This is a genomic window from Micromonospora sp. WMMD723 (assembly GCF_049863385.1).
Classification (GTDB): domain Bacteria; phylum Actinomycetota; class Actinomycetes; order Mycobacteriales; family Micromonosporaceae; genus Micromonospora; species Micromonospora wenchangensis.
In genome coordinates this window covers 1,879,805-1,906,437 of record NZ_JBMKNR010000001.1, presented here as the reverse complement: position 1 = coordinate 1,906,437, position 26,633 = coordinate 1,879,805, and the positions used below count along the sequence as shown (strand labels likewise).

Here is a 26,633-nt window from a genome sequence, read left to right as displayed (position 1 = left end):
TCGACTTCCATCCTCAGGAAACCAGCGCTGGGGTCCGTCAGCACACATTTCGCCCGGCTAAAGGCCGAGGATCTGCCGTATGCACTCTTCGATGCGACGAAGCTCGGCGGGTGCCAGCCGGCCGAGTCGTCGGCGTAGCCGAGGTTTGTCGACGGTGTGCAGGTCGGTGCAGTTCACGTATGACTGGTCATATTTGGTCAGGCCGGCTTCGCGTCCGACCGGAACATGGGTCGCCGGCGGCCCGGCGGTGCCGGTCACCAGCGCGACCGTGACGGACGACAAGGGCAAGGCGATGCGGTTGACGGTCAGCACGAGCACAGGGTGTGGCCCGATCGGCTGCGGCATCGCGCACACCCACACCTCACCCCGCAGTGCGGTGTCGACACCTACCACTGGGCGTCGTCCGCCGCCTGGAGTTCGGCCTCGGTGGCGGGAGCCACACCTGCGGGGCGGGGAGCCTGCTCGCCCTTGTAGTACGCGCGGATCTCCTCCGCGGCCTGATCTTCCGCCGCTTCGCGGACCAGCAGGCGGAGCCCTTCCCGCAGGGCTTCGGAGGTGGAGGCGAGGTTCAGTTGCCGTACCACCATTTCCAGGTTGACCACCTCGTCCGGTTGGAGGCGGACCTGAGCAACCTTGGTGCCGGACGTCGCGCCCTGCCCCTTTCCACGTGCCGAACGCTTCTTGGCAGCGCTCGCAGCGGCGCGTCCCAGTTTGATCGGGTCCTTGGCTGGCTTCCGCGCCTTTCCGCTGCTGCCGGCCGGCAGCTCTTGTCGTACAGGTGTCATACAGCGAGTATGGCGCGGTCTGATCGGGCCGTCAAACCCTCCCGCGCGGCGCTGACCTGCTCTGCTGTCGACGGCGACGGGCCGCGCACACCATTCGGGGTGCGTGCGCGGCCCGCCTGGGCGATGGCCGAACTTCGATGCCGGACCCCACTTGCAGGTGCGGGAAGCCGCCCTACTTGTAGACGATGTTCGACGAGGTGTACTTGCAGTACGTCCCGTCGGGTCCGCTGCCGGTCTTGACGGGTTCGGCACCGGAGCTGTTGCCCGTGTAGCGGTCGCAGATGGAGATCTTCCGGCTGCTGTCGCCGTAGATGGTGATGCCCGAGAACGTCGCGGTGTCGCCGTAGTTGGTGTTGATGCCGGCGAGCACCTTGCCGGGGGCGGTCACGGTGACGTTCTGGATGACGACGGTCCGCTTGTACTGGGTCGAGCAGTTGCCGCACGACCGGTACAGCTTGCCGAAGTTGCTGACGTCGAAGTTCTTGATGGTCAGCTTGCCGCCGCCGTTGTGTTGGAACACCTTGTCGGAGGCGGAGCGGGCACCCCCGCCGTCGACCGTGTAGTTCGCCGACGAGCCACCCTTGAAGGTGGCCGCGTCCTCGCCGACGTCCTCCCACCAGACGTTGACCAGTGTGCAGCTGCCCTTGCAGTGGATGCCGTCGGCGGCCGGCGAACCGATGATCACGTTCTTGATCGTCGCGCCGTCGGCCAGCTCGAAGATCGGCTTCTGGCTCTCGCTCTGGCCGCCGTCGCCCATCGCGCCACCGGCCTTGTAACGCACCAGGCCGAAGTCCCGGGTGCCGCTGATCGACTGGGTGCTGGTGACGGTGGTGGTGCTCTTGGCCGTGGGCCAGGTGGCGGCCTGGGCACCGGTCTGGGTCACGACCAGGCCGGCGGCGACCAGCCCGACGGTGGCGAACGGCAGCAGGGCGACCTGCCACCGGCGGCGACGCGGCGACGCGCCGTTGTCACGTGTGCTCACGTGTCCTCCGAATTGCTCAAGGGACGGGTGGTGGCGGACAGGCGTCCGCGCCGCAGGAGCGCCTGCCGGGTGTCGCAGGCATTGGGAAAGCGCTTGCCTACAAGGGCAACAATACGACAGGCGTCGATGCATAGAAAGGGTTCGTCCGGCCGCGGACCGAAGCGCCTCGCTATCGACCTTTCGCGCGTTGCTGGCGGAGTTGTTCGAGCAGGGCGGTGTCGGCTTCGAGGTCGGGGTGGTCGACCTGCCGGCCGAGGTCGACGACGCGTTCGAGCTCCCGGATCGCCTGATCGAGGTCACCACCCGCCTGGTGGATCCCCGCGATGTTGTACCGGGTCGCGGCTTCGCCGGCCCGGTCGCCGACCTCCCGCGTGATGGAGAGGGCCTGGTGGTAGCGGTCGAGAGCCCTCGGCCAATCTTCTGACCTGGTGTGAACACCGCCGATGTTGTTGAGGGTGGCGGCTTCACCAGCCCGGTCGCCGATCTCCCGCAGGATGGGGAGAGCCCGGTGGTAGTGAGCGAGGGCCCGTGATCGGTCCCCCAGCCCGTCGTACACCAGACCGATGTTGTTGAGGGTGGCGGCTTCACCGGTCCGGTCGCCGACCTCCCGCAGGATAGGGAACGCCCGGTCGTAGTGATTGAGGGCCCGTAGCCGGTCCCCCAACCCGTCGTAGACGCTGCCGATGTTGTTGAGGGTGGCGGCTTCGCCGGCCCGGTCGCCGACCTCCCGCGTGATGGGGAGAGCCTGGTGGTAATGGTCGAGGGCCCGTGGCCAATCCCCCAACCCTGCGTACACGAGGCCGATGCCGTTGAGGGTGGCGGCTGCGTTGGCCCGGTCGCCGACCTCCCGCTGAATCGGGAGGGCCCGGCAGTAGTGGTCGGAGGCCCGCTGCCGATCCCCCAACCGGTTATAGACCCTGCCGATGTTGTTGAGGGTGGCGGCTTCGCCGCCCCGGTCGCCGACCTGCTGGTACCTCGTCAGGGCCTGCTGGTGGTCCTCCAGCGCCGACCAGGGTCGACCGGTGGACGTTCGCGCCCAACCTCGATCGTAGAAAGCGTCCGCGTCCGGGCCGAGGGTCAGGGTCGCGGTGGCCATGGCCTCGACGGCGGCGAACCGCGAGGTGAGCAGCCACATCCGACACACCCGGCGACCGACGTCCCGGGCGATCTCCGGTTGCCGGCCGACGACCGAGAGCCGATGCACCTCGACCCAGCGGGCAATGGTGGCCGCCACAGTGGGGACGGGACAAAGTCGTGATGTTTCCCGATCCTCGGTCCCCGCTCCCACCCCGCTCCTCCTGATGCTCCCTTTGCCGTCGGACCGTGGCGCCCCGGCGCTCGGCGGTGCACCGATCATGAATGTTCTGTCCCCGCAGGGAGACGATCGTGAGTCGGAAAGCCGTCACCCGCGGCGGGTTCCGCAGCGGTTCCGGGACGCGATGAAAACGTACAGTAGCCACTCAAGGTCCACCGTCGATCACCCGGCGGTGGGCGATCCCGGACCGGCTCGACCGGGCGTATCAGGACAGAAGCAGAAAACGCCACAGTGGAGGTTTCCAGGGCGTAGACCGCGAGCCGCCCAGCGGAGCTGCGGGCCGCACTGACCTGACCACCACGACGGGGATGGGCAGATGAGCACCTTCGACCTGGAGGTCTTCGCGCAGACCTCGAACCACTACGAGCTGCGGCTGTCCGCCGACGGCCAGCCACCCCGGACCCGCAGCCTGGACCGGGGCGCGGTCGACGAGCTGATCACCCTGGTACGCCGCGACTACAGCACCGACGCCACCGCGCAGGGGCTGCATGGCGCGACCCGGCTGGCCGAGCTGGGAACCCGGCTGGCGGAGTTCCTCGACGGCGACGAGCGGTGGCTGACCCCGATGCTGGCCGGTCCCGCCGGGGCGGTGCTGCGGATCAGCGCCGAACAGCGGCTGCGGCACCTACCGTGGGAGTTGCTGGCCTGGGAGGGCGGGTTCCTGACGGTGGCCGGGCGGGCGCCGCTGTTGCCGGTCCGTGCGGTCGGCACCCACGCGGCGTTGACCGGCCCGGTCGCGCCGGGCAACCGGCCGTTGCGGGTGCTGTTCATGGCGGCCTCGCCCGAGGGTGTCGAGCCGGTGCTCAACTTCGAGGCCGAGGAAGCGGCGATCCTGGCCGCGACCCGACGCACCGGCACCGATCTGGTGGTCGAGGAGAGCGGCACCCTGGAGGGGCTACGGTTTCTCAGCCGCGACTACGGGTCCGGCCACTTCGACGTGCTGCACCTGAGCGGGCACGCCACCACCGCCGGTGGGCAGCCGGTCTTCCTGCTGGAGGACGAGTACGGTGCGCCCACCAGGGCGACGGCCGACCAACTCGCCGAGGCGATGCAGGGCCACTGGCCGAGGCTGGTGTTCGTCTCCGGCTGCCTGACCGCTGACGCCCCGGAAGGCGGGGTGTTCCCGTCGATGAGTGAGAGCCTGGTCGCCGCTGGTGCCCCTGCGGTGCTGGGCTGGGCGCTGCCGGTCGGGGACGTCGCCGCCACCGACTTCGCCGCCGCGCTCTACCAGGCCCTGGCCGACGGCGGGTCGTTGGACCGGGCCATCATCGCGGCCCGCCGCCACCTTTTCCATGACAGGAAGAGCAGCTACTGGCATCTGCTCCGGGTCTACGCCGACCGGTCGCCGCTGGCACCCCTGGTCACCCCGCTGCACACCAGGGGTCGTAAGCGGTTGCAGGTGCGCGCCGCCGACCAGCAGTTCCTGGACCCGCAGACCCAACTGTCCCGGGTCGCTTCCCGTGCCGAGTTCGTCGGCCGGCGGCGGGTCATCCAGCGCTGCCTGCGCGTACTGCGGCAGCCCGCCGACACCCCCGGCGCGGCGCAGGGCCTGCTGCTGGCCGGCATGGGCGGGCTCGGCAAGAGCAGCCTCGCCTCCCGGCTCCTGGAACGCATGCCCACCCACCAGCGCGCCGTCTGGTACGGCCGGGTCGACGCCATCAAGTTCCGCGAACTGATCGACAAGGTCCGCTTCGACGACCCTGACCAGAGGACCGAGGCCGCCAAACTCCTCGACAACGAGCAGCTCCCGCTTCCGATTCGGCTGCGGTACCTGCTCGACGTCGACGGGCCGCTCGGCGGGACGCCCTGCCTGTTCGTCTTCGACGACTTCGAGACCGGCAACCTCGACACCCGCGACGACGGCAGCCGGGTCGTCGCCCCGGCGATGGCCGAGATCCTGCCCGCCCTGCTCGCCGCCATCCGCGACACCGGCAGCCCGAGCCGCGTCGTCATCACCAGTCGCTACCGCTTCCCTACCCCGGCCGGCACCACCCTCGCCGTGGAAGCCCTGGAAACCCTCACCCCCGTCGAGCAGACCAAGAAGATCGCCAACCTGACCAACCTGCGCCCCGAATCCATCATCAACCCCACCATCCGGATCCGGGCGATCGAGGCCGCAGCCGGCAACCCCCGCCTGCTCGACTGGCTCAACCGGATCGTCGGCGACACCGCCCTCGACGTCGACGGCCTGCTCGCCGCCATCGAGGGCGAAACCGACCGGTTCCGCCGGGAGACGGTCCTCGCCGACAACCTGCTCGACTCCCAACCCCTCGAACTGCGCCGGATGCTCGCCCGGATCAACGTCGTCGAACTACCGATCCCCGCCGCCACCGTCCACGCCCTGCACCCGCACCCCGACGCCGCCCGGCACCTCCACCGGGCCGTCGAACTCGGCCTGCTCGAAGAAGGCACCGACCCGGACACCCGTGAACCCCGCTACTTCGTCTCCAACGTCCTACACCCCCTCGTCCGCCCCCTGCTCACCGACGACGAACACACGCAAGCCTGCGCCGACGCCGCCCAGTCCCTCTACCAACTCTGGGTGCTCGACTCCATCGCCGCCGATGGCCACTGACCCGCGAATCCTCGGCCGCTGGGTCGAGGTGCACCGGCTCGCCGTCGCCGGGCGGCAGCCGGAGATCGCCCGGAAGATCGGTAACCGGGTGTGCTGGGTGTGGCTGCGTACCTCGCGGTTCGCCGCCGTCGAGGCCATGTCCACCGCAACCCTGACCCTCGGCCCGCACGCTGGTTCCTTTTACCAGCGTGGCTGGGCTCGGTCGTCGACCGGTCGGCCCCGGCTGGCGCTGGAGGACTATCAGCAGGCCCTGACCATGTACCGGCAGGCCGGCGACCGGGCCGGCGAAGCCGCCACCATCCACAACATCGGCGGCGTGTACGACAGCCTGGGGGATCGGCAGCGGGCCTTGGACCACTACCACCAGGCCCTCCCCATCACGCGGGGAGTCGATGACCGGGCCGGCGAAGCTGCCACTCTCACTAGCATCGGCCACGTGTACAACAGCCTGGGGGATCGGCAGCGGGCCTTGGACCACTACCACCAAGCCCTCCCCATCCAGCGGGAAGTCGGCGACCGAGCCGGCGAAGCCGCCACCCTCAACAACATCGGCCACGTGTACAACAGCCTGGGGGATCGGCAGCGGGCCTTGGATCACTACCACCAGGCCCTCCCCATCCGGCGGGAGGTCGGCGACCGGGCCGGCGAAGCCATCACCCTCAACAACATCGGCCACGTGTACAACAGCCTGGGGGATCGGCAGCGGGCCTTGGATCACTACCACCAGGCCCTCCCCATCCGGCGGGAGGTCGGCGACCGGGCCGGCGAAGCCATCACCCTCAACAACATCGGCGGCGTGTACGACAGCCTGGGGGATCGGCAGCGGGCCTTGGACCACTACCACCAGGCCCTCCCCATCCAGCGGGAGGTCGGCGACCGGGCCGGCGAAGCCATCACCCTCAACAACATCGGCAGCGTGTACGACAGCCTGGGGGATCGGCAGCGGGCTTTGGACCACTACCACCAGGCCCTCCCCATCCAGCGGGAAGTCGGCGACCGGGCCGGCGAAGCCGCCACCATCCACAACATCGGCCACGTGTACAACAACCTGGGGGATCGGCAGCGGGCCCTGGACTACTTCCACCAGGCTCTCCCTATCCGGCGGGAGGTCGGTGACCGGCCCGGCGAAGCGGTCACCCGGTTCAACATCGCGATGGTCCACCGGGCGGTCGGTGACCTCGACCAGGCGATCCGCGAACTCGAACACGTCGTCGACCTCGACCGGCAGGTCGACCACCCCGACCTCGAAGACGACACCGCCGTCCTCGAACAACTCCGCCGAGAACGCGCGCAAGAGCAGGATTCCGCACCGCCTGCGGATGCTTGACGCAGTGCCGGCCCTTACAGCGACGCGCGGGCCGAGAAGGCGATGCTGGCCAGCAGGAACCCGCCGTTGACCACCGTGAACGCCACGACCACCCAGAACACCAGCGCCGGCACCAGCATCAGCACCAGCCCCGCCACGAAGATCACCGCACCGTAGTCGCGGACCAGCTTCACCAGGCGTACCGGCAGGGAGGTGGAGGTGACCATGCTGGCGGCATTGGGGCCGGCCTGCATCACCGAGGTCACCAGGTTGACCATCCAGGTGCCGGCGAAGGTGGCGACCAGCCAGGTCGGCGTGGAGGGGCGCTGCGCCACGGCGGTGGCGGACAGGGCGGCGACCAGGGCGATCTGGGCGGCCACGTCGCAGAGCACGTCGACCCGGGCACCGGCCGCGCTGCCCTGACCGGTCACCCGGGCGAGTTGCCCGTCGGCGCAGTCCAGGGCGTACGCCACCTGCCAGCCGACCAGCGCGACCAGTCCGACCAGCCAGGCCGGGACGGCACCGGCGGCGACCCGGTCGGCGAGCGCCACCACGGTCACCGAGGCGGCCAGGCCGAGCACCAGGTTGGTGATGGTCAGCGCGGTCGGGCGCAGCCCGAGGCGCTGGGCGACCAGGGCGAAGACGGCACCCAGCCACTGGCTGACCGACTCGCTGAACAGGCCGCCGCCCCGGTTGACCCGGTGGAAGTCGGCAACGGTGGGGCGGGGTTCAGCCACTGTGGTCGCGGAGTGCACCGGCGTAGTCTGCCAGCCGCTCCCGGGTCTCGGTAACCGACATGGCCAGGTGCTCCAGGATGGTGTACCGGTCGGGGCGGGTGGCCGGGGCGAACTGCACCGCCTCGACGAACTGGTCGTCGGTCAGCCCCACGTCGGCGGGGTGCCGGGGCAGCCGGTGCCGGCCCAGGCAGGCCGCCATCTCGGCGAAGCGCCGCTCGTCACCGCGCAGGAACGTGCAGAACAGCGCGCCGAGGCCGGCCAGCTCGCCGTGCGACGAGGTGCCGGGGAAGAGGGCGTCGACGGCGTGCATGATCTCGTGGCAGCCGCCGCTTGCCGGTCGGCTGCTGCCGCACACCGCCATCGCCAGGCCGCTGGAGATCAGCGCCTCGGCCAGCACCGTGACGAACGCGTCGTCGGTCATGTCGCCGGTGTGCGCGAGCACCGCCTCCGCGCCCATCCGGGCCAGCGACGCGGCGAGGCCGTCGACCGGTTCGCCGCGTACCTGGCGGGCCAGTTCCCAGTCGGCGAGCGCGCTGATGTTGCTGACCACGTCGCCGATGCCGGCCCGGTTGTGCTGGTCGGGGCCGGCGGCCACGAAGTCCAGGTCGACGATCACCGCGATCGGGATGTGCACCCCGTAGGAGCCCTTGAGGCCGCCGGTGATCAGGCTGGCCACCGGGGAGGCGATGCCGTCGTTGGCGAGGCTCGTCGCCATGGTCACCATCGGCAGGCCGCGCCGGGTGGCCGCGTACTTCGCCACGTCGATGGTCTTGCCGCCGCCGATGCCGACCACCGCGTCGTACGAGCGTTCGCGGAGCTTGCCGCCCAGCTCGTCGGCGGCGTCGAGGGTGCCGCCGGCCACGGTGAACACGTCCGCCGAACGCAGCGACGGCCGGAGCAGGTCGGCGATCTGCCCGCCCTGACCGGGGCCGACCACCACCGCCACGTCGCCCCCGGCGGAGATCCGCCCGTCGGCGAGGATGGTGGCGAGGTCGGCGACCGCGCCGCGCCGCACGTCGATGTGCAGCGGGGTCAGGATGGTACGGGCTAGTAGCGGCACGCGATCTCCCGCGCCCGGGTCAGGTCGTCGTGGTTGTCGACCTCGACCCAGGAGACGTCCCCGATCGGCGCGGCCCGCACCTCGCCGCCCCGATTGGCGAACTCCTGGTAGCCGTCCTCGTAGTAGAGGTTCGGGTCGCGCCGCCAGGTCGCCTCCAGCGCGTCGGCGAGCGCCCCGGCCACCTGCGGTTCGATCAGCGTCGCGCCGATGTACTCGCCGTACGCCTCGCCCGGGTCCATCAGCTTGGTGATCCGGGTGAGCTGGCCGGCGGCGTCGAAGGTGGTCTTCATCTCCTCGTCGGCCAGCGCCTTGAGGGTGTCGACCGCCAGCAGGATGCCCGGCCCGCGCTCGGCCAGCAGGGTCTTCTCCACGCTCACCGGGTGCACGGTGTCGCCGTTGACCAGCAGCACGCCCCGGGTGAAGTGCTCCCGGGCCAGCCACAGCGAGTACGCGTTGTTCCACTCCTCGGCCTTGTCGTTGTGCACCAGGGTGAGGGTGACGCCGTACTTCTCCTGAAGGGCCGCCTGCCGCTGCACGACCGCGTCGGCGGCGTAGCCGACCACGATCACGATCTCGGTGAGCCCCACCTCGGCCAGGTTGCGCAGCGCGATGTCCAGGATGGTGGTCTCACCGTCCACCGGCACCAACGCCTTGGGCAGGGTGTCGGTGTACGGGCGCAGTCGGCGTCCCGCACCGGCCGCGAGCACCATCCCGATCATGCGGGGCCTCCCTCGTACGACTCCAGGTCACCGTGGAGGATAGCCCCGCGCAACCGGCCGGCCGCCGTCAACCGGGAGTTCACCCGGGCCGGGCGGGGGTTCAGCCGGGCAGGGCGGCCAGGTCGGCGAGCACGCCCAGCCGCTCGTCGGCGGTCAGTGTGGCGTACGGGCCGGCCGCCCGACGGTCGGTCTCCAGCTCGATGGCCCGCCGTTCCGGGCCGTCCGGCAGCTTGCCGACGCTGCCGGCGGTGTGCCCGGCGGCGGTCCACGCCTGCGCGTACGCGTCGGCCCGGTGGTACCGCAGCGCGCCGATCCGGTTGAGCAGCAGCACGCCCGGCGGGGTGCCGTCCGGCTCGTACGGCGGAGCCACCGCCGCGAATGCGGGCCCCGGCCCGGCGTCCGGCTCCCCGGCCAGCAGCACCGCGTACGCCACCACCCGCCCGTACGCCTCGACGAGCCGGCGCACCCGGTCGTCGTGTCCGGCCCACAGTTCCTCGGTCACCTCGGCGTGCACCTGGTACAGCTCGGTGAGGAAGTCGACGCCGCGTTCGGTGGCGGTGATCCCGCCGTCGGGCCGGCGGGCGATCGTGCCGTGGGCGACCTGCTTGTCCAGCGCCCGTTGGCAGGTGGCCGGGTCGCGGTAGCGGTTGACGGCGGCGAAGCCGGCCCGGTCGACGGTGCCGCCCGGCGCGGCGAGCCGGGTGCGGAACTCCACCAGGAAGCCGGTGGCGGCGGGCCCGCCGTACCGTTGGCTCAGTTCGGCGCCGCCGCCGTCGCGGCCGGCGAGCATCCCGGCCACGAACGCCCGCTCGACCGCCGGGGCGACCAGCCCGGCGAAGCGGTGCGGTGCCAACTCGACGCCATCGTCCGTGATCAACGCGCCGGCGCTGCGGAGGGGCTCGGTGGGCACGCTTCGACAGTAGCGAGCGTCGACCGGCCGCGCCGATGTCCGGTCCCGTCCCGACCTGCACCGGAGTCGACCGGTTCGCCCCCTCCCGCCCGGCCGCCGGGCCGGGCCGGATGCCGCCGGGCTGCCCGCATGTTGAACTTGGCGTGTATGCCGGCCGGAGCGGCCCGGCCAGGCCCTAGGCTCGTGCGCATGACCGCCGAGCAGCTGATCTCGTTCGCCCGTGGCGCGCCCTCGCTGGACATCGTGGATGTCGAGGGGCTCAAGGCCGCCGCCGTCCGTGCCTTCGACGCCGACCCCGCCGGGGTCACCGCCTACGGCACCTCCGTGGGTTACCCCCCCTTGCGGAAGTGGATCGCCGAGAAGCACGGCGTCGAGGCGGATCAGGTGCTGGTCACCAACGGCTCGCTGCAGGCCGACGCGTTCCTCTTCGACCACCTGGTCCGGCGCGGGGACGCCGTGGTGGTGGAGCGTCCGACGTACGACCGGACCCTGCTCAACCTCCAGCGGATGGGCGGCGAGATCCACGGCGTGGGCATCGAGCCGGACGGCCTGGACACCGCCGAGCTGCGCAAGCTGCTGGAGTCCGGGGTACGCCCCCGGCTGGCCCACGTGATCCCGAACTACCAGAACCCGGCCGGGGTGACCCTCTCCCTGGACAAGCGCCGTGAGCTGCTCGACCTCGCCGCCGAGTACGGCTTCACCATCTTCGAGGACGACCCGTACGCCGACATCCGGTTCCGGGGCGAGCCGCTGCCGTCGATGCTGTCGATGGACACCCGGGGTGTGGTCGTGCACGCGTCGAGCTTCACCAAGACCGTCTGCCCCGGGGTGCGGGTCGGTTACCTGGTCGGGCCGGCGAGCCTGATCGCCGACATCGCCAAGAAGGCGACCAGCCTGTACATCTCGCCGGGCATGGTGGCGCAGTCGATCGTGCACCAGTTCTGCGTCTCGGGCGACATCCAGCGGTCGATCGCCACGGTGTCGTCGGCGCTGGGTGAGCGGGCCGGGGTGCTGGCCGAGTCGCTGCGCCGGCACCTGCCCGAGACGACCTTCGTCGAGCCGGACGGCGGCTACTTCCTCTGGGTGGAGTTCCCTGACGACGTGGACGTGGACCGGTTGGCGCCGGCCGCCGCCGAGCGGGGTGTCGCCGTGGTCAAGGGCAGCGACTTCATGGTCGACGGCGGGCGGCACGCGTTGCGGCTGGCGTTCTCCGCGGTGACCGCGGACCGGATCGACGAGGGTGTGCGCCGGCTCGCGGACGCGGTGGCAGCCATCCGCGGCTGAAATATCTGTCGGGTTTCTGACAAAAGTACGACGTCGGCCGGTCGAGGGCTCCCCTCGACCGGCCGGGCGACCCACAATGCTGCGAGCGTCACTCACGTTCGGCCGGTGACCCGGTCGTACCCGCCGGACGGGTGGGTGACGCGGCAGCATTACCCCGCCCCCAGCGGTGCCGGGTGGGTCGGGTCGCCCCCTCACCCCCCGAACGCGGTCCGACCCGCCCGGCGCCCACACCCCGATCGGCCGAGCGCCACCGCGCCCGGGGCGGCGTAGCCTGCAAGCCGCAGCAGGACACCCGGGAGGGGGAACGCCATGACGGACCGGGCGGCACGGGAGCGGTCGGCGACACTCCACGGCGGTCGGGTGCTGAACCCCCGCGCCTGGGTGTCCCCGGTGCGCGCGATGTCCCGCATCCTCAACGCCGACGGCTCCCCCCGCACCCCCGCGCCCGCCGGCCCGGGACGCAGCGGGGTGGTCGACTGCGGCCTCTACGTCGACGGCGAACGCCGCCCCGGCCAGTGGCAGTACGCCGAGGCGCTGGCCGCCGCCCGCGAGGAACGCGACGGGTTCGTCTGGCTGGGGCTGCACGAACCGGAACTGGCCGAGATGACCGCCATCGCCGAGACGTACGGCCTGCACGAACTGGCCGTCGAGGACGCGGTGAAGGCCCAGCAGCGGCCCAAGCTGGAGCGCTTCGGCGAGGTCAGCTTCCTGGTGCTGCGCACCGCCCGGTACTGCGAGCACACCGAGCTGACCGAGACCTCCGAGGTGGTGGAGACCGGCCAGGTGATGCTGTTCATCGGGCCGAACTTCCTGATCAGCGTCCGGCACGGGGACGCCTGCCGGCTGTCGCCCGTCCGGGCCGACCTGGAGGCCAAGCGGGACCTGCTGCGGCACGGCCCGTGGGCGGTGGCGTACGCGATCACCGACCGGGTGGTGGACCTCTACCTGGAGGTGGCCGACCAGCTGGAGGACGACCTCGACGTGCTGGAGGCCGACGTCTTCGACAGGCAGAGCAGCGGGCGGATCCAGCGGATCTACCAGATGAAGCGGGAACTGGTCGAGTTCAAGCGGGCGGTGATCCCGCTGCAACGGCCGCTGCTGACGCTGACCGCCCAGGTCAACCGCGAGGTGCCGCAGGAGGTACGACGGTACTTCCGCGACGTGCAGGACCACCTCAGCCGCACCGTCGAGCAGGTCAACTCCTACGACGACCTGCTCAACTCGATCCTCCAGGCCCGGCTGGCGCAGGTCACCGTCGACCAGAACAACGACATGCGCAAGATCGCCGCGTGGGCGGCCATCGCGGCGGTCTGGACCGCGTTCGCCGGGGTCTACGGCATGAACTTCGAGAACATGCCCGAGCTGAAATGGACGTACGGCTATCCGGGGGTGCTCGCGTTGATGCTCGCCATCTCGCTGGCGCTCTACCGGTGGTTCCGCCGCAACGGCTGGCTCTGACCGCCCAACGGTCAGTGGGTCGGGGCGGTGGCCGGTGTGGCCGCCGCCATCAGCTCGGAGACGGTGACGAACTCGAAGCCCTGCCGGCGCAGTCCGGTGATCATCGCGGCCAACCCCCGGATCGCGACCAACCGGTCCGCCGGCCCGGTGTCGTGGGCGAGCAGGATGGTGCCCGGCTCGCAGGAGTCGACGATGTAGTCGACCAGGCCGTCCGGATCATGGGTGAACCGGGATTCGAGCATCTGCCGGTTCCACAGGACCACCTGGTAGCCGAGGTCGTTGGCGGCGAGCAGGGTGCTGCCGGCGAGGTGCCCGTACGGCGGGCGGAGCAGGGTGGGCTCCCGGCCCCAGAGCCGGGTCAGCTCGTTGTGCGCCCGGCTGATCGCGGTGCACGCCTGCTCGTAGGTCATCTTCGCGAGGTCCTGGTGGGCCCAGGTGTGGTTGCCGACCTCGTGACCGTCGAGCCGGTGCGCCACCAGCCGGCCGTACTCGCGGGCGCGGCGGCCGACCATGAAGAAGGTGGCCGGGGTGTCGGTCTGCGCGAGGATCGACAGCACCCGGGGGGTCCAGTTCGGCGCGGGCCCGTCGTCGAAGGTGAGCGCGATCAGCCGGCGGGTGGTGTCGACGCTCCACACCACGTCGACCCGGGACGACCGGGGCGGGGTGCGCCGGTCGGCGTGCACGGTGGCGGCGTACCCGCCGTAGACGGGCAGCTTGCTGTCGGCGGTCGCCTCGGCATACCCCAGCTCGCCGGTCAGCGCCACGCCCGCGCCGGCCAGGGCGGCGGCGGTGCCGGAGAGCACCCGTCGTCGGGACAGCGCCCGGTCACGCCCTGCCGGGGGCTCTCCCGGACGCTCGGCGGACTGGTCCCAGCGCCCCGTCGAGGGGACGCCGTTCGGCTCCGGAGCCGGACGCTCCGGGTCGGTGGTCGACGACATACGAGCACTGTAGGAGCCGCAAGCCCGCCGGGTGGACCCGTAACGGTCGGGGGTAACCCTGAAAATTCCTTACGTTCTCGTGGGGGTCGCCGCCCTGGGCAGGCCGGATGACGGTGCCGGGCCGTACCGTGCGGGGGGCTGCCGGTGCCGGCGGCGCGTCGTCGTTGCGGGCGGCCCGGGACCCGGCGGGCCCCGGAAGCCGGCTGCGGCGCGGGACGACCCGTCAGGTCGTGCCGCGCCGCCGACGTGGTGCGGGGGATCAGCGCCGGGTGCTGGACTGCGCCGCGCTCCGACCGGCGTCGAGTGCCTTGCCGAGGTCGTCGGCCGGCCGGCCGGAGACGTCGGTGGCACCCTCGGCGACCGAGGGGACCTTGTCGTTCGGGTGGATCACCGGCTTGCCGGCCGGGGTGCCGGCCGCCACGGCGGAGCTGCCGACGCCGGTGGCCGGGGTGGCCGAACCGGAGGGCGTGGTGCCGCCCGCCGACGGGGTCTCCACCACCAGGATGTCGACGTCGTCGCGGGGGGCGTCGACGCCGGCGGCGGCCGATGCAGTGGAGGCACCGGCGGCGGTCGATGCGGTGGGGGTGGCCGAAGCAGTGGAGGCGCTGGGGGTCGACGACGGGACGGGGGCGGTGCCGATGCTGCGGGTCGGGTCGTACTCGGCCCACTCCTGCTGCTCGCGGCGGCGACGCAGGGCCATCGCGCCGGCCACCCCGGCGACCGTGCCGGCGACCAGCAGGCCCGCCATCATGCCGCGCGAGGTCTGCTTCTTCTTCCGGGCCTTCGGGCTCTTCGCCTTGATCTTCTTGCTCACCTTGGCCTGCTTGGCGGCGGCGGCCTTCTTGCCGGCCAGCGCCTTGCCGGCGGCCTCGGCCTGGGCGTTGCGCACCGCCAGGGCCACCGGGGCGAGCGCGGCGGCCGTCGTCGCCAGGCCGCTGGAAGCCCGGTCCCGCACCGCGACCGCGGTCGGCGCGACGGCGCTGCGGGCCGACTGGACCCGCGGGCCGACCGTGGCGCCGGCGCCCTTCGCCGCGTGCGTGGCCGCCTGCCTCAGGTGACCGATGCCCTGGTGCAGCTCCACCTTTGCCAGCTGCCCCTGGGTCTTGCGCCGCCCGATTCCAAACACGGTCCCACCTCCTGGGAGTTGTTCCTTCGTCATCCTCTACCACCGGATGCCTCCGCACTGCCAGATGGGGCACATGGGAGGATCCGCATGGAACTGACCAACGAGTGAGGAGTACCCGTGGCCGAGGCTGTCTACGCCACCTTGCACACCAACGCTGGCCCGATCCGGCTGGAACTCTTCGGCAATCACGCTCCGAAGACGGTTCGTAACTTCGTCGACCTGGCCGAGGGCAACAAGGAATACACCGATCCCCGCACCGGCCAGCCGGGCAACGGGCCGTACTACGACGGCACCATCTCGCACCGGGTGATCAGCGGCTTCATGATCCAGATGGGCGACCCGACCGGCACCGGCCGGGGTGGCCCGGGTTACACGTTCGCCGACGAGTTCCACCCGGAGCTGCGCTTCGACCGGCCGTACCTGCTGGCGATGGCGAACGCCGGGCCGGGCACCAACGGCTCGCAGTTCTTCATCACCGTCGGGCCGACCCCGCACCTGAACAACCGGCACACCATCTTCGGCCAGGTGGCCGACGAGCAGTCGGCGAAGGTGGTCGACTCGATCGCCAACACCCCCACCGGCCCGAGCGACCGGCCGTTGCAGGACGTGGTGATCGAGCGGGTCGAGATCGAGCGCACCGGGGCCTGACCGCGGCTGCGAGGTACCTTTGCACGCATGACTGAACGCTCCGGGCCGGCCGGCGACGCCACCGGTGGGTCGGTGCCGACCACCCCGGTCTGCTACCGCCACTCCGACCGGGAGACGTACCTCAGGTGCTCCCGCTGCGACCGGCCGATCTGTCCGGACTGCATGCGGGACGCTCCCGTCGGCCACCAGTGCCCGGAGTGCGTGAACGAGGGACGCCGCAGCGTACGGCCGGCGCGTACCGCCTTCGGTGGCGGTGCCGCCGGCCGTCGCGGCCTGGTCACCCGCACCCTGATCGCGCTGAACGTGCTGATGATGATCGTCTCGGTGCTCAGTGACCGGGGCGGCGACTCGCTGATCGGCGGCTCCGGTTTCGGCGGCCTGCTCGGCGGCGGCACCCCGCTGACCCAGTGGGGTTCGGTGCTCAGCTACGCCTCGTACGTGCCGTTCGGCGAGGCGCACGGCGTCGCCTCCGGCGAGTGGTACCGGCTGGTCACCGCGATGTTCCTGCACTACGGCGTGCTGCACCTGCTGCTCAACATGTGGGCGCTCTGGGTGCTGGGGCGGGAGCTGGAGGCCCTGCTCGGGCCGCTGCGGTTCCTCGGCCTCTACCTGATGGCCGGCCTCGGCGGCAACGTCGCGGCATACCTGTTCAGCAGCCCCAACACCGCCTCGGCGGGTGCCTCGACGGCGATCTTCGGGCTGTTCGCGGCGGTCTTCGTGCTGATGCGCCGGCTCGGCCGGGACACCTCGGCGATCCTGCCGATCCTGGTGATCAACCTGATCTTCACGTTCACCGTGCCGGGCATCTCCATCCCGGGCCACGTCGGCGGGCTGATCGTCGGGGCGCTGATGGCACTCGTGCTGGCGTACGCCCCCCGGATGCGGCGCTCGGTGTTCCAGGCCGCCGGTGCGGGGCTCCTCCTGCTCGCGCTGCTCGGCCTGGTGATCGTCCGTACGGTGATGCTGCTCGGCTGACCCGGGCGCTGCCGCTGACGGGGCGGTGTCGGGGTTGGCCGGACACCGCTACGTCGGCCCCGCCGAGTCGATCACGTCGGCACCGTGGGATCAGGGGCGGCCGGTGCTCAGGGGCGGGCGGCCCGGACCTCCTCGGCCACCTCGGCCGGGGGTGCGCCCAGGTCGGCCCGGCCCAGCAGGTGCAGGGTCTCGCCCGCGTCGATCTCCAACGTCTCGCCGGTCAGCCCGAACCGGGTCCGCCGGTCCACGGTGACCGCCTCCACCACCTCCCACGGCAGGTGCCGCCGCCCGGCGTACCCCCGGACGACGGTGATCCCGTCGGCGTCGACCGCGAGCCGGACCGGGGCGAGCAGGTCGCGTACCGCCCAGGCGGCCGTCCCTGCGGCGGCGGCGACGGCCAGCGCCAGCCGGACCGGGTCGCCGTCGGCGAGCAGCAGCCCGAGGGCGACCAGCCCGACCGCGCCGGCCAGCTTCACCGCCGGGACCGCCGGGGGGACCCGCCACTGACGGGCCGGAGACGTTGGTGGATGCACCGTCCCAGCATGCCAGCCGCACCGGGCCGGCCCCGGCGACGCGGGGGGCGGACCGGCCGCCGGGGACGTAGTATCGACACAGCCGAAGTTACCGGGGAGTAGTCATGAGTGACGCAGTCATCGTCGGTGCGGTGCGTACCCCGGTCGGGCGACGCAAGGGTGGCCTGGCCGAGGTGCACCCGGTCGACCTGTCGGCGCACGTGCTGCGCGCCCTCGCCGACCGCACCGGCATCGATCCCGGTCAGGTCGACGACGTGGTCTGGGGCTGTGTGTCCCAGGTCGGCGAGCAGTCGTGGAACGTCGCCCGCAATGCCGTGCTCGCCGCCGGCTGGCCCGAGTCGGTGCCCGGCACCACCCTCGACCGGCAGTGCGGCTCCAGCCAGCAGGCCCTGCACTTCGCCGCCGCGACGGTCGTCTCCGGGCAGGCCGACCTGGTGGTGGCCGGGGGCGTCGAGTCGATGACCCGGGTGCCGATGGGGTCCAGCGTCGGCGACGGCATGCCGTTCAGCGACCGCATCCGGGCCCGCTACCGGGGCGTCGAGGGCTTCGCCGACGACCAGCCGCTCCCGTTCAACCAGGGCGTCGGCGCCGAGCTGATCGCCGCCCGCTGGCGCTTCTCCCGCAGCCAGCTCGACGAGTTCGCGCTGGCCAGCCACGAGAAGGCCGCCGCCGCCCAGGACGCCGGGGCGTTCGACCCGGAGCTTGCCCCGGTGCCGCTCAGCGACGGCCGCTCGTTCAGCGCCGACGAGGGCATCCGCCGGGACACCTCCCTCGCCGCGCTCGGCGAGCTGAAGACCCCGTTCCGCGCCGACGGGGTGGTGACCGCCGGGTCCGCGTCGCAGATCTCCGACGGGGCCGCCGCACTCGCCGTCACCACCAGCGAGTGGGCCAGCCGGCACGGCCTGCGCCCGCTGGCCCGGGTACACACCGCCGTGGTCGCCGCCGACGACCCGGTCGCCATGCTCACCGCCCCCATCCCGGCCACCGCGAAGGCGCTGCGCCGCGCCGGCCTGGGCATCGAGGAGATCGGCGTGTACGAGGTGAACGAGGCGTTCGCCCCGGTGCCGCTGGCCTGGCTCGCCGAGACCGAGGCCGACCCGGAGCGGTTGAACCCGCGCGGCGGGGCGATCGCGCTGGGGCACCCGCTCGGCGCGTCCGGTGCCCGGATCATGACGACGATGCTCCAGCACATGCGGGACAACGACCTCCGGTACGGCCTGCAGACCATGTGCGAGGGTGGCGGCATGGCCAACGCCACCATCCTCGAACTCCTCTGACGCTCCCCCGCCCGTGCGATCCTCGCCCGTGCGGTCCCCGCAACGGGGCCGATGATGCGGTGTCCGGGCGGCCTTGATGCCGCCACATCGGCCCCATTGCGATCCCGCCCGGTCGAAAATGGCGGGTGCCGGGGTGGGCGGGTGGCCTACTCTGCGCGGCGTGACGATCGTCTCCGTGGCCCCCGGCTGGGCCGACCCGCAGTGGCGGGCCACCGCGCTGGACTGGGTGACCGGGCAGCTCGACCGGCACGGCCGGCGGGTCACCGGCCCGGTCGAGGCCCGGCAACGCCCCTGGTCGCTGGTCTGGCAGGTGCCCACCGACGCCGGGCCGTACTGGTTCAAGGCGAACAACCCCGGCACGGCGTACGAGGCGGTGCTGCTGGCCGAGTTGCCCCGGCACGTCCCCGGCCGGGTGCTCGACCCGGTGGCCGTGGACCCCGCGCGGGGCTGGTCGCTGCTGCCCCATGGCGGCCCGTCCCTGCGTGACCTGGCCGAACCGGACCCGACCCGGTGGGCCGACGTGCTGGCCGCCTACGCCGACCTCCAGCGGACGGTGGCTCCCCGGGCCGACGACCTCGTCGCGCTCGGCGTGCCCGACCATCGGCCGGCCGCCCTGCCGGCCCTGCTCGCCGACCTCCTCGACGACCGCGCCGCCCTGCTCCTCGCCCCCGGACACGGCGACCCCGACACCCGCCCGGCCACCGGCGGCACCGATGTCCGCCCAGCGCCCGGAGACAATGGCGACGGCGACGCCCGCCCGGCCGCCGGGGTCGACGGCGACGGTGCCGGGAGCGACGACGGTGGGCTGGACGCGGCGACCTACGAGCGGCTGCGGGCGTACCAGCCGCGCTTCGCCGACGACTGTGAGCGGCTCGCCGACACCGGCATCCCGGCCAGCGTGCAGCACGACGACCTGCACGACGGGAACGTGTTCGCCGCCGACGGCTACCGCTTCTTCGACTGGGGCGACGCGTCCGTGGCGCACCCGTTCGGGACCCTGTTGGTGACCCTGCGCTCGGTCGCGCACACCTACTCGCTGCCCGAGGGGGACCCGGTGCTGTTGCGGCTGCGCGACGCCTACCTGGAGGCGTGGACCGACCGGCACGACCGGGCGGCCCTGCGGGAGGCCGCCGGGCTGGCCGTCCGGGTCACCACGGTGAGCCGGGCGCTGTCCTGGCGACGGGCGCTGGCCACCACCGACCCCACCCGCGCCGGGTACGCCGACGCGGTGCCGGGCTGGCTCGGCGAGCTGTTCGCGCCGATGCCCGTCTGACGTCCCGCCCCCGGGCAGCGGCCGGTACGCAAAGACGCACCGGTGGTGCGACCCGGGCGAGTGGAAGTTCCAAAAGTCGACAGTGACCCACATCACCCCCGGTCACGGCTCGTTGGCCAGGTATGGACGTCTTCTCGCGCACCTTCCTCCCGGCCGCCGCCGAGACCGGGCTGGCGGTCCAGACGGTGAGTCGGCACATGCCGGTCTTCCGCCAGTGCGTCGGGTCGGGGGACGCCACCATCCTGGTCGCCCGGTGCGCCCGCCCCGACCGCCCGGTCGACGGCGACTACCTCCTGCTGCTCACCCACCGCCGGCTGGTGGTGACCCGGCAGACCCGGGTGCTGCACCGGCTGCGCCTGCACCTCAACACCGAGCTGCGGGAGCTGAGCAACGTCACCTGGAGCCCCGACCCGCGCGCACAGGCCGTCGAGCTGGCCGCCACCGCGATCGACGGGGTACGCGAGCGGTTCGTCATCCGTACCCAGCACCCGAAGCAGGTGTGGCAGCTCGACACGCTGCTGCACCACGCGTTCCGGACCCGGCTGCGCCGGCCCGAGGAACGGGTCGTCGCCACCATCGGTGACGCCCCGCCCGTCGCGCCGGCCCCGCTGCTGCGCCCGCTGCCGGCGCGCTGACCGGGTTCTTACCTGACCCGAACACGGCCGTCCGCACCGCCCGACGCCGGGTCGGTCATCATGGGCCGGTGACCGTCGATGCCACCGCACCACGTGGGCTCGTCCTCGTCGTGGAGGACGAACCGGCCATCGCCGACCTGGTCCGGCTCTACCTGGGCCGGGACGGCTTCGGCGTACACCTGGAACGGGACGGCACGGCCGGGCTGGCCGCCGCCCGCCGGCTGCGCCCGGTGGCCTGCGTCCTCGACATCACCCTGCCCGGCCTGGCCGGCACCGAGATCTGCCGGCGGCTGCGCGAGTCCGGCGACTGGACCCCGGTCATCTTCCTCACCGCCCGCGACGACGAGGTCGACCGGATCGTCGGCCTGGAGCTGGGCGCGGACGACTACGTGACCAAACCGTTCAGCCCCCGCGAGCTGGTGGCCCGGGTCCGGGCGGTGCTGCGGCGGACCGTCGGTGCCCCCGACGGCGCGGACCGGCCCCGCACCGTCGGCCCGGTCACCATCGACCCGGCCCGGCGTACGGTGCTCGCGGCCGGTGCCCCCGTCCAGCTCACCTCCACCGAGTTCGACCTGCTCGCCCACCTGATGGCCCGCCCCGGCCGGGTCTTCACCCGGGAGGAACTGCTGGCCGGGGTCTGGGGGTACGCGGCGCACGCCGGCACCCGTACTGTCGACGTGCACGTCGCCCAGGTCCGGGCGAAGCTCGGCGCGGCCAGCGTGATCCGCACCCACCGGGGCGTCGGGTACGCCGCCGATGGCTGAACCCGCCGCGCCGCCGGCCGCCCCCCGGGGTGACACCGCCCCCCGCCGTCGCCGCTCCCTGCACACGCTGACCGCCCGTGCGGTGCTGGTCACCTGCGCCGTGGCGCTGGTGTCGGTGCTGGTCACCGCCCTGGTCGCGGTCCCCCTGGCGGTACGCGGGGTGGAACGCCGCGACCAGGAGGCGCTGGCCGCGCAGGCCCGGCTCGCCGCCGACGTGCTGAAGGTCCGGCCCAGCCGCCAGCGCGACGCGGCCGGCGACCGGCTGATCCGCCAGCTCAAGGACCAGCAGATCGAGGTGTACGTCGTCCAAGGCGGGCTGGCCGACCGCCCCGGCCTGCCCCGGCAGGTGGTGAACCGGATCTCCGCCGGCCGGGACGTCTCCGGCCGCCGGTTCGTCAACGGCCAACGGACCCTCGTCGAGGGGCGGGCGCTGCCCGGCGGGGAGGGGGTGGTGCTGACCCGGGCCACCCCGCAGGGACCGTGGCGGCAGGTGCTGCGCGCCCTGTGGCTGCCGCTGCTGGCGGGGCTCACCGCCGGGGCGGCGGCCGGACTGCTGCTCGCCCGTCGACTGGCCCGGCCGATCCGGCACGCCGCCACCGCCGCCGCCCGGCTGCGCGCCGGTGACCGGGCCGTCCGGGTGCCCGTCGAACCCCCCGACGAGGTCGCCGACCTGGCGTACGCGTTGAACGGGCTGGCCGCCGCGCTGGCCACCAGCGAGGGCCGGCAGCGGGAGTTCCTGCTCTCCGTCTCGCACGAGCTGCGTACCCCGTTGACCGCGATCCGGGGGTGGGCGGAGGCGCTCGCCGACGGGGTGATCGGCGCGGACGAGGCGACCGCGACGGGCCGGACCATGCTCGCCGAGGCGCAGCACCTGGACCGGCTGGTCGCCGACCTGTTGGCGCTGGCCCGGCTGGAGGCGGTGGACTTCCCGCTGGAACCGGTGCCGGTGGACCTCACCCGGCTGGCCGCCGACGCCGAACGCACCTGGTCGGAGCGGTGTGCGGCGGTCGGGGTGCCGTTCCGGTTGGAGACGCCGGGCACGGCGGTGCCCGCGTACACCGATCCGGGGCGGATCCGGCAGGTGGTGGACGGGCTGCTGGAGAACGCGCTGCGGGTCGTACCGCCGGGGGCGCCGGTGGTGCTCGCGGTCCGGACGGCCGGTGCCGGCCCGGCCGCCGGCGGGCTGGTCGAGGTCCGCGACGGCGGACCGGGCTTCACCGACGACGACCTGGCGGTGGCCTTCGAGCGGGGGGCACTGCACCAGCGTTACCGGGGGGTCCGCAAGGTGGGCAGCGGGTTGGGGCTGGCGTTGGCCGCCGGGCTGGTCCGCCGGCTCGGTGGGGAGATCGTCGCCGGGCACGCCGCCGAGGGGGGTGCGGCGTTCACCGTCCGGCTGCCCGCCCGTCCTTACCTGACCCGAACATCGGCCTGATCCCGCGCCCATCCCGTTCGGCGAGGCTGGTGGCATCACGGACGAGAGGACAGTCATGGCACATCGGGGAATCGCCGTCGCCGCCACCTCGCTGCTCGCGGCGCTCACGTTCGGCGTCGCCGGCTGCGGGACGGCTCAGGTCGCGCAGGACGGCACGAAGGCCGCCGCCGTCGACGTGGCCGCCGCACTGGGCGTCGAGGGACAGGCGCTGGCCGCGCTGGGCCTCGATCCGGTCGAGTTGGATCTGCTCGCCGCTCCCGCCGCGTCGACCACCCCGTCCCCGCAGGCCGGGGACAAGGGCAAGCGTGGCGAGCGGGCGAAGGAGCTGCGGCAGCGCCGGCAGGCCCGGGTGAAGCTGGGCCGCAACGGCCTGCACGGCGAGGCGGTGGTGCAGACCAAGGACGGCACGAGGACCGTCGTCGTGCAGCGTGGCGAGGTGACCGCGATCGACGGGGACTCGGTGACGGTGAAGTCCACCGACGGCTTCACCCTGACCTGGAAGCTGGGCGACCAGCTGCGGGTGGTCGAGCGGCGGACCACCGTCAAGGCCAGCGACGTGAAGGTGGGCACCAGGGTCAACGTGGCCGGGGCCAAGGACGGGGACGCCAGCGTCGCCCGGCTGATCGTGGTGCCGATCAAGCAGAAGTGACCCGTGGGGGACCGGTCGGGGCCGGCGTGGACCACCACGCCGGCCCCGACGTGTGTTCCCCGTGGCTCAGCGGGTCGGGGGCAGCGCGTAGCCGACGTGGTCGCGGTACTCGATCGTCCAGCCCGCCGGGACGAGCCGGGCACACCCCGTACGGGGGCCGGTGCAGACGATCGCGTCGACCGAGGTGGGGTCGGCCGGCGGCCGGTCGGGCAGCACCGACTGCAACGCCACCAGCTCGGGTGACCGGCCGTCGTCGTCGCGCAGCAGCAACCACCAGGGGTACTCCCAGTTGTCGTTCTGCTGCACCAGGCCGATCCGTCGGGCGTCGCTGGCCCGTACCGCCGAGGCGGCCCAGCGGAACTCGTCGGCCCACTGCGGCCGGCGCAGGAACCGGGTGTCCCACTCGCCGGTGGTGAAGACCGAACCCGCGCCGACCAGCCGGCGCGGGAAGCCGTAGGACAGGGCCAGCACGCCGGCCAGCGCGGAGGTGGCCAGCACAGTCACCACCAGCCCGGCGGCCACCGACCGGCGGCCCGCCCCGGCCCGCCGCCGCAGCACCGCGTCGACCCAGAGCCCCGCCAGGGGTACGGCCAGCACCAGCGCGTACAGCAGCAGCCGGTTCCCCCACGGCTGCCACTTGATCATCGCGGTGTGCAGGACGACCGCGCCCACCACCACCCCCGCGTACGCCCGCAGCGTCCCCGCCCGGCCGGCGCTGATCCGGCGCGGCCGGGCCAGCGCGACGACCGCCCCGAGCAGCGCGAGCGCCCCGGCCAGCGGGAAGGCCACCCGGTCCTCGTCGGGATACCAGGCGGGCACCGGGAAGACCTCCCGGCCGAACGTGATGGCCCGGTCCTGCGGGTCGACGCCGACCGCCCGGGAGCCGTCCATGATGGCCGAGGCGGTGCCGGCGCGCAGCGGGGCCAGCGGGGTGTCGAACGCGGTGTGCCCGATCCGCAGCGCGTTGACCAGCACGGCGGCCGGATCGTGCCGTTCCATCGGGATGGACTCCCGCAGCCGGGGCGGCCCCAGCGGGTGACCGAACTCGGCCGTCTCCCGGGCCAGGAACGGCCCCACCACCGTCGCCGCGACCAGCAGCACCAGCACCGACCCGCCCACCGTCCGGGCGACCTGCCGGGCCCCGGTCGGCCCCGGCCGGTCCGTCGGCCCGGTCGTCGGGTCCGAGCTGAACCCGCCCGACGCCCGGCCGGCCCGGTCGGGCGCGACCCCGGTGGGGTCTTCCGGAGCGGCCCCGGCGGGGCGGCGGGCCAGCCGGAGCTGGGCCAGGCCCCAGAGCAGCAGCAGCGGCCCGACGGCGATCAGCCCGCTGGTCTTGGTCAGCGCGGTCAGGCCGGTGGCCGCGCCGAGCGCCAGCGCGTCGGCCAGGCCGGCCCGGCGGCGCAGCCCGTCCAGCACCAGGGTGGCGGCGCAGGCGGCCCAGGCGGCGGCCACCAGGTCGGTCTGGGTGCTGGTCGCCTGCAGGGCCACCATCGGCGTGGTGGCGACCAGGAACGCGGTGACGAGCTGGGCCCGCCGGCCCCCGCCGAGCTGGGCGGTGATCCGGGTGGCCGCGAGCAGGCAACCGATCCCGGCGGCCCACTGCACCAGGTTGTGCAGGGCGTCCCCGCCGGTGAACAGGCGCAGGTGCAGCAGCAGGTATTCGGCCCCGGGCGGGATGGTCACCTGCCGGTGGATGGCGGTGGGCCAGAACTCCAGGCTGCCCTGGGCCACCCAGTGCTCCACCTTTGGCAGGTGGTAGGTCTGCGAGTCGAAGTTGTTCGGCTCGGCCAGCAGCGCCACCACCAGCTCGATCAGCACCACCGCGAGCACCGTGCCGGCGAGCAGCCGTTCGCCCCGGGTCGCCGTACGCCGGAGGTGGGTCAGCCGGTCCGCCCAGCCGGCCAGCAGCGCCGCGACGCCGGCCCGGACGGTGGCCGGCAGCTCCGGTCCCTGTGCCGCCCCACTGCCGGCGGCAGGGTCCCCGGTCGGGCTGTCTGCTGTCGGGCCGCCTGTCGTCGGGCCGCTCCCGGTCGGGCTTTGCGCTGTCGGGCCGCCCACGGTCGCGCCGACCAGCACCGCCCGGCGGGTCTCGGCGGCGGTACGCGGCCGGACGGCGTCCCGGCCGCGTCGCCGGCCGGCGGCCACCGCGACCCCGGCGACGAAGAGCAGCCAGGCCAGGGCGAAGGCGGGCAGGGTGAGCGCGTCGAGGGCGCCCAGCACCTCCACGGTCAGCACGGCGAAGACGCCGGTCAGCAGGGCGGCCCGGACCACGCCGAGGCGGTGCGGGGCGACCACCCCGGCGGCCCGGGGGCGCAGGAGGGCGGTGAGTAGCACGAACGCCGCGACGGGGGCCGCCACGAGCATCCAGCCGGCTGCCGACATGGGCGGAAGTAAACACCATTCCGCGTGGTGACCGGGTGCCGGCCGGTCCGGTGGCGGGCATTCGCCGCTGCGGTGGCGACCCTCGCGCGGCTGACCTGCCAGGCTAGGCTATGCCCGACTCACTGTCGCCACCGTGGAGATTCCCGTGAAGCTCTCGATCCTCATGCCGGTCTACAACGAGGAAGAACGCATCGCGGATGCCCTGAAGCAGGCATTGGCGGTCGATTATCCGTGCGAGATCGAGCTGGTCGTGGTGGACGACGGCAGCCGGGACGGCACCGGGGAGATCCTCGGCCGGGCGGACGACTCCCGGCTGCGGGTGATCACCCACCCGCGTAACGCGGGCAAGGGCGCGGCCATCAGGACGGCCGTGGACAGCGCCGAGGGTGAGTACATGGTCATCCTCGACGCCGACCTGGAGTACGACCCGCAGGACATCCCCCGGCTGCTCGCCCCGGTGCTCGACGGGCGGGCCACGGTGGTCTACGGCAACCGCACCTTCGGCAGCCACAGCGCCTACAGCTTCTGGTACGTGATGGGCAACAAGGGCGTCACGATGGCGGCGAACGTGCTGTTCAACTCCTACATCGGTGACCTGGAGACGTGTTTCAAGCTGATGCCGGTCGAGCTGTACCGGTCGTTGGGCATCAGGTCCCGGGGTTTCGGGATGGAGGCGGAGGTGACCGGCAAGTTGCTGCGTCGCCGCATCCGCCCGTACGAGGTGCCGATCAGCTACCGGGCGCGCGGGCGCGAGGAGGGCAAGAAGATCACCTGGAAGGACGGGGTCGAGGCGATCTGGATCCTCGGCCGGGAACGCACCCGCCGCCGTCCCGCCCGCACGCCCCGCTGACCCGTCCCTCCCGGTCAGCC

Annotated in this window: 25 protein-coding genes; 13 read left to right on the top strand and 12 right to left on the bottom strand. The window is 72.9% G+C overall.

The window, feature by feature from the left end; genetic code table 11:
* Nucleotides 1-57 precede the first annotated feature (57 nt).
* From ACN261_RS08555 to ACN261_RS08540, 4 genes are all read right to left on the bottom strand, one after another.
* Entirely contained in the window at nt 58-360 is a 303-nt protein-coding gene (locus ACN261_RS08555; protein WP_425853574.1) for a type II toxin-antitoxin system PemK/MazF family toxin, read from the bottom strand.
* Between the two features lie 26 nt (nt 361-386).
* Nucleotides 387-785 carry a hypothetical protein gene (locus ACN261_RS08550; protein WP_425849411.1) on the bottom strand — a complete coding sequence of 133 codons (399 nt, stop codon included), beginning with the start codon at nt 783-785 and terminating at the stop codon, nt 387-389.
* Between the two features lie 172 nt (nt 786-957).
* A complete protein-coding gene (locus tag ACN261_RS08545; protein ID WP_425849409.1) occupies nt 958-1,767 on the bottom strand; it encodes a pectate lyase in 810 nt (269 codons plus the stop codon).
* 169 nt (nt 1,768-1,936) lie between these two features.
* On the bottom strand, nt 1,937-3,001 hold the full coding sequence (locus tag ACN261_RS08540; RefSeq protein WP_425849406.1) for a tetratricopeptide repeat protein: 1,065 nt from the start codon (nt 2,999-3,001) through the stop codon (nt 1,937-1,939).
* 397 nt (nt 3,002-3,398) lie between these two features.
* Here ACN261_RS08540 and ACN261_RS08535 point away from each other — a divergent pair, with 397 nt between their 5' ends.
* Complete coding sequence (locus ACN261_RS08535) at nt 3,399-5,657, top strand: CHAT domain-containing protein (RefSeq protein WP_425849403.1); 2,259 nt, start codon at nt 3,399-3,401, stop codon at nt 5,655-5,657.
* Nucleotides 5,647-6,984, top strand: coding sequence for a tetratricopeptide repeat protein (locus ACN261_RS08530; RefSeq protein ID WP_425849401.1), 1,338 nt, complete (start codon nt 5,647-5,649; stop codon nt 6,982-6,984). Before ACN261_RS08535 ends, ACN261_RS08530 begins: the two co-directional genes overlap by 11 nt.
* A gap of 14 nt (nt 6,985-6,998) precedes the next feature.
* Here the strand turns inward: ACN261_RS08530 and ACN261_RS08525 are convergent, their stop codons facing one another.
* The 4 genes from ACN261_RS08525 to ACN261_RS08510 form a co-directional block, all read right to left on the bottom strand.
* On the bottom strand, nt 6,999-7,718 hold the full coding sequence (locus ACN261_RS08525; RefSeq protein WP_357896341.1) for a CDP-alcohol phosphatidyltransferase family protein: 720 nt from the start codon (nt 7,716-7,718) through the stop codon (nt 6,999-7,001).
* Complete coding sequence (locus ACN261_RS08520) at nt 7,693-8,760, bottom strand: iron-containing alcohol dehydrogenase family protein (protein ID WP_421411043.1); 1,068 nt, start codon at nt 8,758-8,760, stop codon at nt 7,693-7,695. The genes ACN261_RS08525 and ACN261_RS08520 overlap by 26 nt, the downstream gene beginning before the upstream one ends.
* Nucleotides 8,748-9,479: a sugar phosphate nucleotidyltransferase gene (locus ACN261_RS08515; protein ID WP_425849398.1), complete on the bottom strand. Its 732-nt coding sequence runs from the start codon at nt 9,477-9,479 to the stop codon at nt 8,748-8,750. Before ACN261_RS08515 ends, ACN261_RS08520 begins: the two co-directional genes overlap by 13 nt.
* Nucleotides 9,480-9,579: 100 nt before the next feature.
* Complete coding sequence (locus tag ACN261_RS08510) at nt 9,580-10,389, bottom strand: hypothetical protein (RefSeq protein WP_425849396.1); 810 nt, start codon at nt 10,387-10,389, stop codon at nt 9,580-9,582.
* Nucleotides 10,390-10,578: 189 nt separating this feature from the next.
* On the opposite strand from ACN261_RS08510, the gene ACN261_RS08505 reads away from it, so the two are divergent.
* Nucleotides 10,579-11,673: a PLP-dependent aminotransferase family protein gene (locus ACN261_RS08505; protein WP_421484717.1), complete on the top strand. Its 1,095-nt coding sequence runs from the start codon at nt 10,579-10,581 to the stop codon at nt 11,671-11,673.
* A 309-nt stretch (nt 11,674-11,982) separates the two neighbouring features.
* Nucleotides 11,983-13,131 (top strand): magnesium/cobalt transporter CorA, encoded by a 1,149-nt coding sequence (gene corA / locus ACN261_RS08500; protein WP_204925426.1) that lies wholly within the window; start codon nt 11,983-11,985, stop codon nt 13,129-13,131.
* 11 nt (nt 13,132-13,142) lie between these two features.
* Here the strand turns inward: corA and ACN261_RS08495 are convergent, their stop codons facing one another.
* Together ACN261_RS08495 and ACN261_RS08490 are read right to left on the bottom strand one after the other, a co-directional pair.
* Nucleotides 13,143-14,069: a polysaccharide deacetylase family protein gene (locus ACN261_RS08495; protein WP_421484715.1), complete on the bottom strand. Its 927-nt coding sequence runs from the start codon at nt 14,067-14,069 to the stop codon at nt 13,143-13,145.
* 259 nt (nt 14,070-14,328) lie between these two features.
* Nucleotides 14,329-15,228: a hypothetical protein gene (locus ACN261_RS08490; protein ID WP_425849394.1), complete on the bottom strand. Its 900-nt coding sequence runs from the start codon at nt 15,226-15,228 to the stop codon at nt 14,329-14,331.
* A gap of 84 nt (nt 15,229-15,312) precedes the next feature.
* Here ACN261_RS08490 and ACN261_RS08485 point away from each other — a divergent pair, with 84 nt between their 5' ends.
* Both ACN261_RS08485 and ACN261_RS08480 read left to right on the top strand, forming a co-directional pair.
* A complete protein-coding gene (locus tag ACN261_RS08485; protein ID WP_363649536.1) occupies nt 15,313-15,843 on the top strand; it encodes a peptidylprolyl isomerase in 531 nt (176 codons plus the stop codon).
* A gap of 27 nt (nt 15,844-15,870) precedes the next feature.
* On the top strand, nt 15,871-16,818 hold the full coding sequence (locus ACN261_RS08480) for a rhomboid family intramembrane serine protease (RefSeq protein ID WP_421484713.1): 948 nt from the start codon (nt 15,871-15,873) through the stop codon (nt 16,816-16,818).
* Nucleotides 16,819-16,925: 107 nt separating this feature from the next.
* On the opposite strand, the gene ACN261_RS08475 is transcribed toward ACN261_RS08480, so the two are convergent.
* The gene (locus tag ACN261_RS08475) at nt 16,926-17,351 is read right to left on the bottom strand and encodes a PH domain-containing protein (protein WP_421484712.1); all 426 of its coding nucleotides are present in this window, start codon (nt 17,349-17,351) and stop codon (nt 16,926-16,928) included.
* 104 nt (nt 17,352-17,455) lie between these two features.
* Between ACN261_RS08475 and ACN261_RS08470 the strand changes: the two genes are divergently transcribed.
* The 6 genes from ACN261_RS08470 to ACN261_RS08445 all read left to right on the top strand — a co-directional run bounded on the left by ACN261_RS08470 (nt 17,456) and on the right by ACN261_RS08445 (nt 23,381).
* On the top strand, nt 17,456-18,628 hold the full coding sequence (locus ACN261_RS08470) for a thiolase family protein (protein WP_425849392.1): 1,173 nt from the start codon (nt 17,456-17,458) through the stop codon (nt 18,626-18,628).
* Nucleotides 18,629-18,788: 160 nt separating this feature from the next.
* Entirely contained in the window at nt 18,789-19,901 is a 1,113-nt protein-coding gene (locus ACN261_RS08465) for an aminoglycoside phosphotransferase family protein (RefSeq protein ID WP_421484710.1), read from the top strand.
* Nucleotides 19,902-20,023: 122 nt separating this feature from the next.
* Nucleotides 20,024-20,536: a hypothetical protein gene (locus ACN261_RS08460; RefSeq protein WP_204925418.1), complete on the top strand. Its 513-nt coding sequence runs from the start codon at nt 20,024-20,026 to the stop codon at nt 20,534-20,536.
* Between the two features lie 68 nt (nt 20,537-20,604).
* The gene (locus ACN261_RS08455; RefSeq protein ID WP_425849389.1) at nt 20,605-21,300 is read left to right on the top strand and encodes a response regulator transcription factor; all 696 of its coding nucleotides are present in this window, start codon (nt 20,605-20,607) and stop codon (nt 21,298-21,300) included.
* Nucleotides 21,293-22,732, top strand: coding sequence for a sensor histidine kinase (locus tag ACN261_RS08450; RefSeq protein ID WP_421484708.1), 1,440 nt, complete (start codon nt 21,293-21,295; stop codon nt 22,730-22,732). The genes ACN261_RS08455 and ACN261_RS08450 overlap by 8 nt, the downstream gene beginning before the upstream one ends.
* 55 nt (nt 22,733-22,787) lie before the next feature.
* Nucleotides 22,788-23,381 (top strand): hypothetical protein, encoded by a 594-nt coding sequence (locus ACN261_RS08445; protein WP_421484707.1) that lies wholly within the window; start codon nt 22,788-22,790, stop codon nt 23,379-23,381.
* 66 nt (nt 23,382-23,447) lie between these two features.
* Here the strand turns inward: ACN261_RS08445 and ACN261_RS08440 are convergent, their stop codons facing one another.
* Entirely contained in the window at nt 23,448-25,763 is a 2,316-nt protein-coding gene (locus ACN261_RS08440; RefSeq protein WP_425849385.1) for a hypothetical protein, read from the bottom strand.
* Between the two features lie 145 nt (nt 25,764-25,908).
* Between ACN261_RS08440 and ACN261_RS08435 the strand changes: the two genes are divergently transcribed.
* The gene (locus ACN261_RS08435; protein WP_204925630.1) at nt 25,909-26,613 is read left to right on the top strand and encodes a glycosyltransferase family 2 protein; all 705 of its coding nucleotides are present in this window, start codon (nt 25,909-25,911) and stop codon (nt 26,611-26,613) included.
* Nucleotides 26,614-26,633: the final 20 nt, after the last annotated feature.

Bases quoted from the DNA above. Each gene is read 5' to 3' on its own strand.
- ACN261_RS08550 (WP_425849411.1), bottom strand. From the start codon at position 785: ATGACACCTGTACGACAAGAGCTGCCGGCCGGCAGCAGCGGAAAGGCG.
- ACN261_RS08535 (WP_425849403.1), top strand. From the start codon at position 3,399: ATGAGCACCTTCGACCTGGAGGTCTTCGCGCAGACCTCGAACCACTAC.
- ACN261_RS08530 (WP_425849401.1), top strand. From the start codon at position 5,647: ATGGCCACTGACCCGCGAATCCTCGGCCGCTGGGTCGAGGTGCACCGG.
- ACN261_RS08515 (WP_425849398.1), bottom strand. From the start codon at position 9,479: ATGATCGGGATGGTGCTCGCGGCCGGTGCGGGACGCCGACTGCGCCCG.
- ACN261_RS08505 (WP_421484717.1), top strand. From the start codon at position 10,579: ATGACCGCCGAGCAGCTGATCTCGTTCGCCCGTGGCGCGCCCTCGCTG.
- corA (WP_204925426.1), top strand. From the start codon at position 11,983: ATGACGGACCGGGCGGCACGGGAGCGGTCGGCGACACTCCACGGCGGT.
- ACN261_RS08495 (WP_421484715.1), bottom strand. From the start codon at position 14,069: ATGTCGTCGACCACCGACCCGGAGCGTCCGGCTCCGGAGCCGAACGGC.
- ACN261_RS08490 (WP_425849394.1), bottom strand. From the start codon at position 15,228: ATGACGAAGGAACAACTCCCAGGAGGTGGGACCGTGTTTGGAATCGGG.
- ACN261_RS08480 (WP_421484713.1), top strand. From the start codon at position 15,871: ATGACTGAACGCTCCGGGCCGGCCGGCGACGCCACCGGTGGGTCGGTG.
- ACN261_RS08470 (WP_425849392.1), top strand. From the start codon at position 17,456: ATGAGTGACGCAGTCATCGTCGGTGCGGTGCGTACCCCGGTCGGGCGA.
- ACN261_RS08460 (WP_204925418.1), top strand. From the start codon at position 20,024: ATGGACGTCTTCTCGCGCACCTTCCTCCCGGCCGCCGCCGAGACCGGG.
- ACN261_RS08450 (WP_421484708.1), top strand. From the start codon at position 21,293: ATGGCTGAACCCGCCGCGCCGCCGGCCGCCCCCCGGGGTGACACCGCC.
- ACN261_RS08445 (WP_421484707.1), top strand. From the start codon at position 22,788: ATGGCACATCGGGGAATCGCCGTCGCCGCCACCTCGCTGCTCGCGGCG.
- ACN261_RS08440 (WP_425849385.1), bottom strand. From the start codon at position 25,763: ATGTCGGCAGCCGGCTGGATGCTCGTGGCGGCCCCCGTCGCGGCGTTC.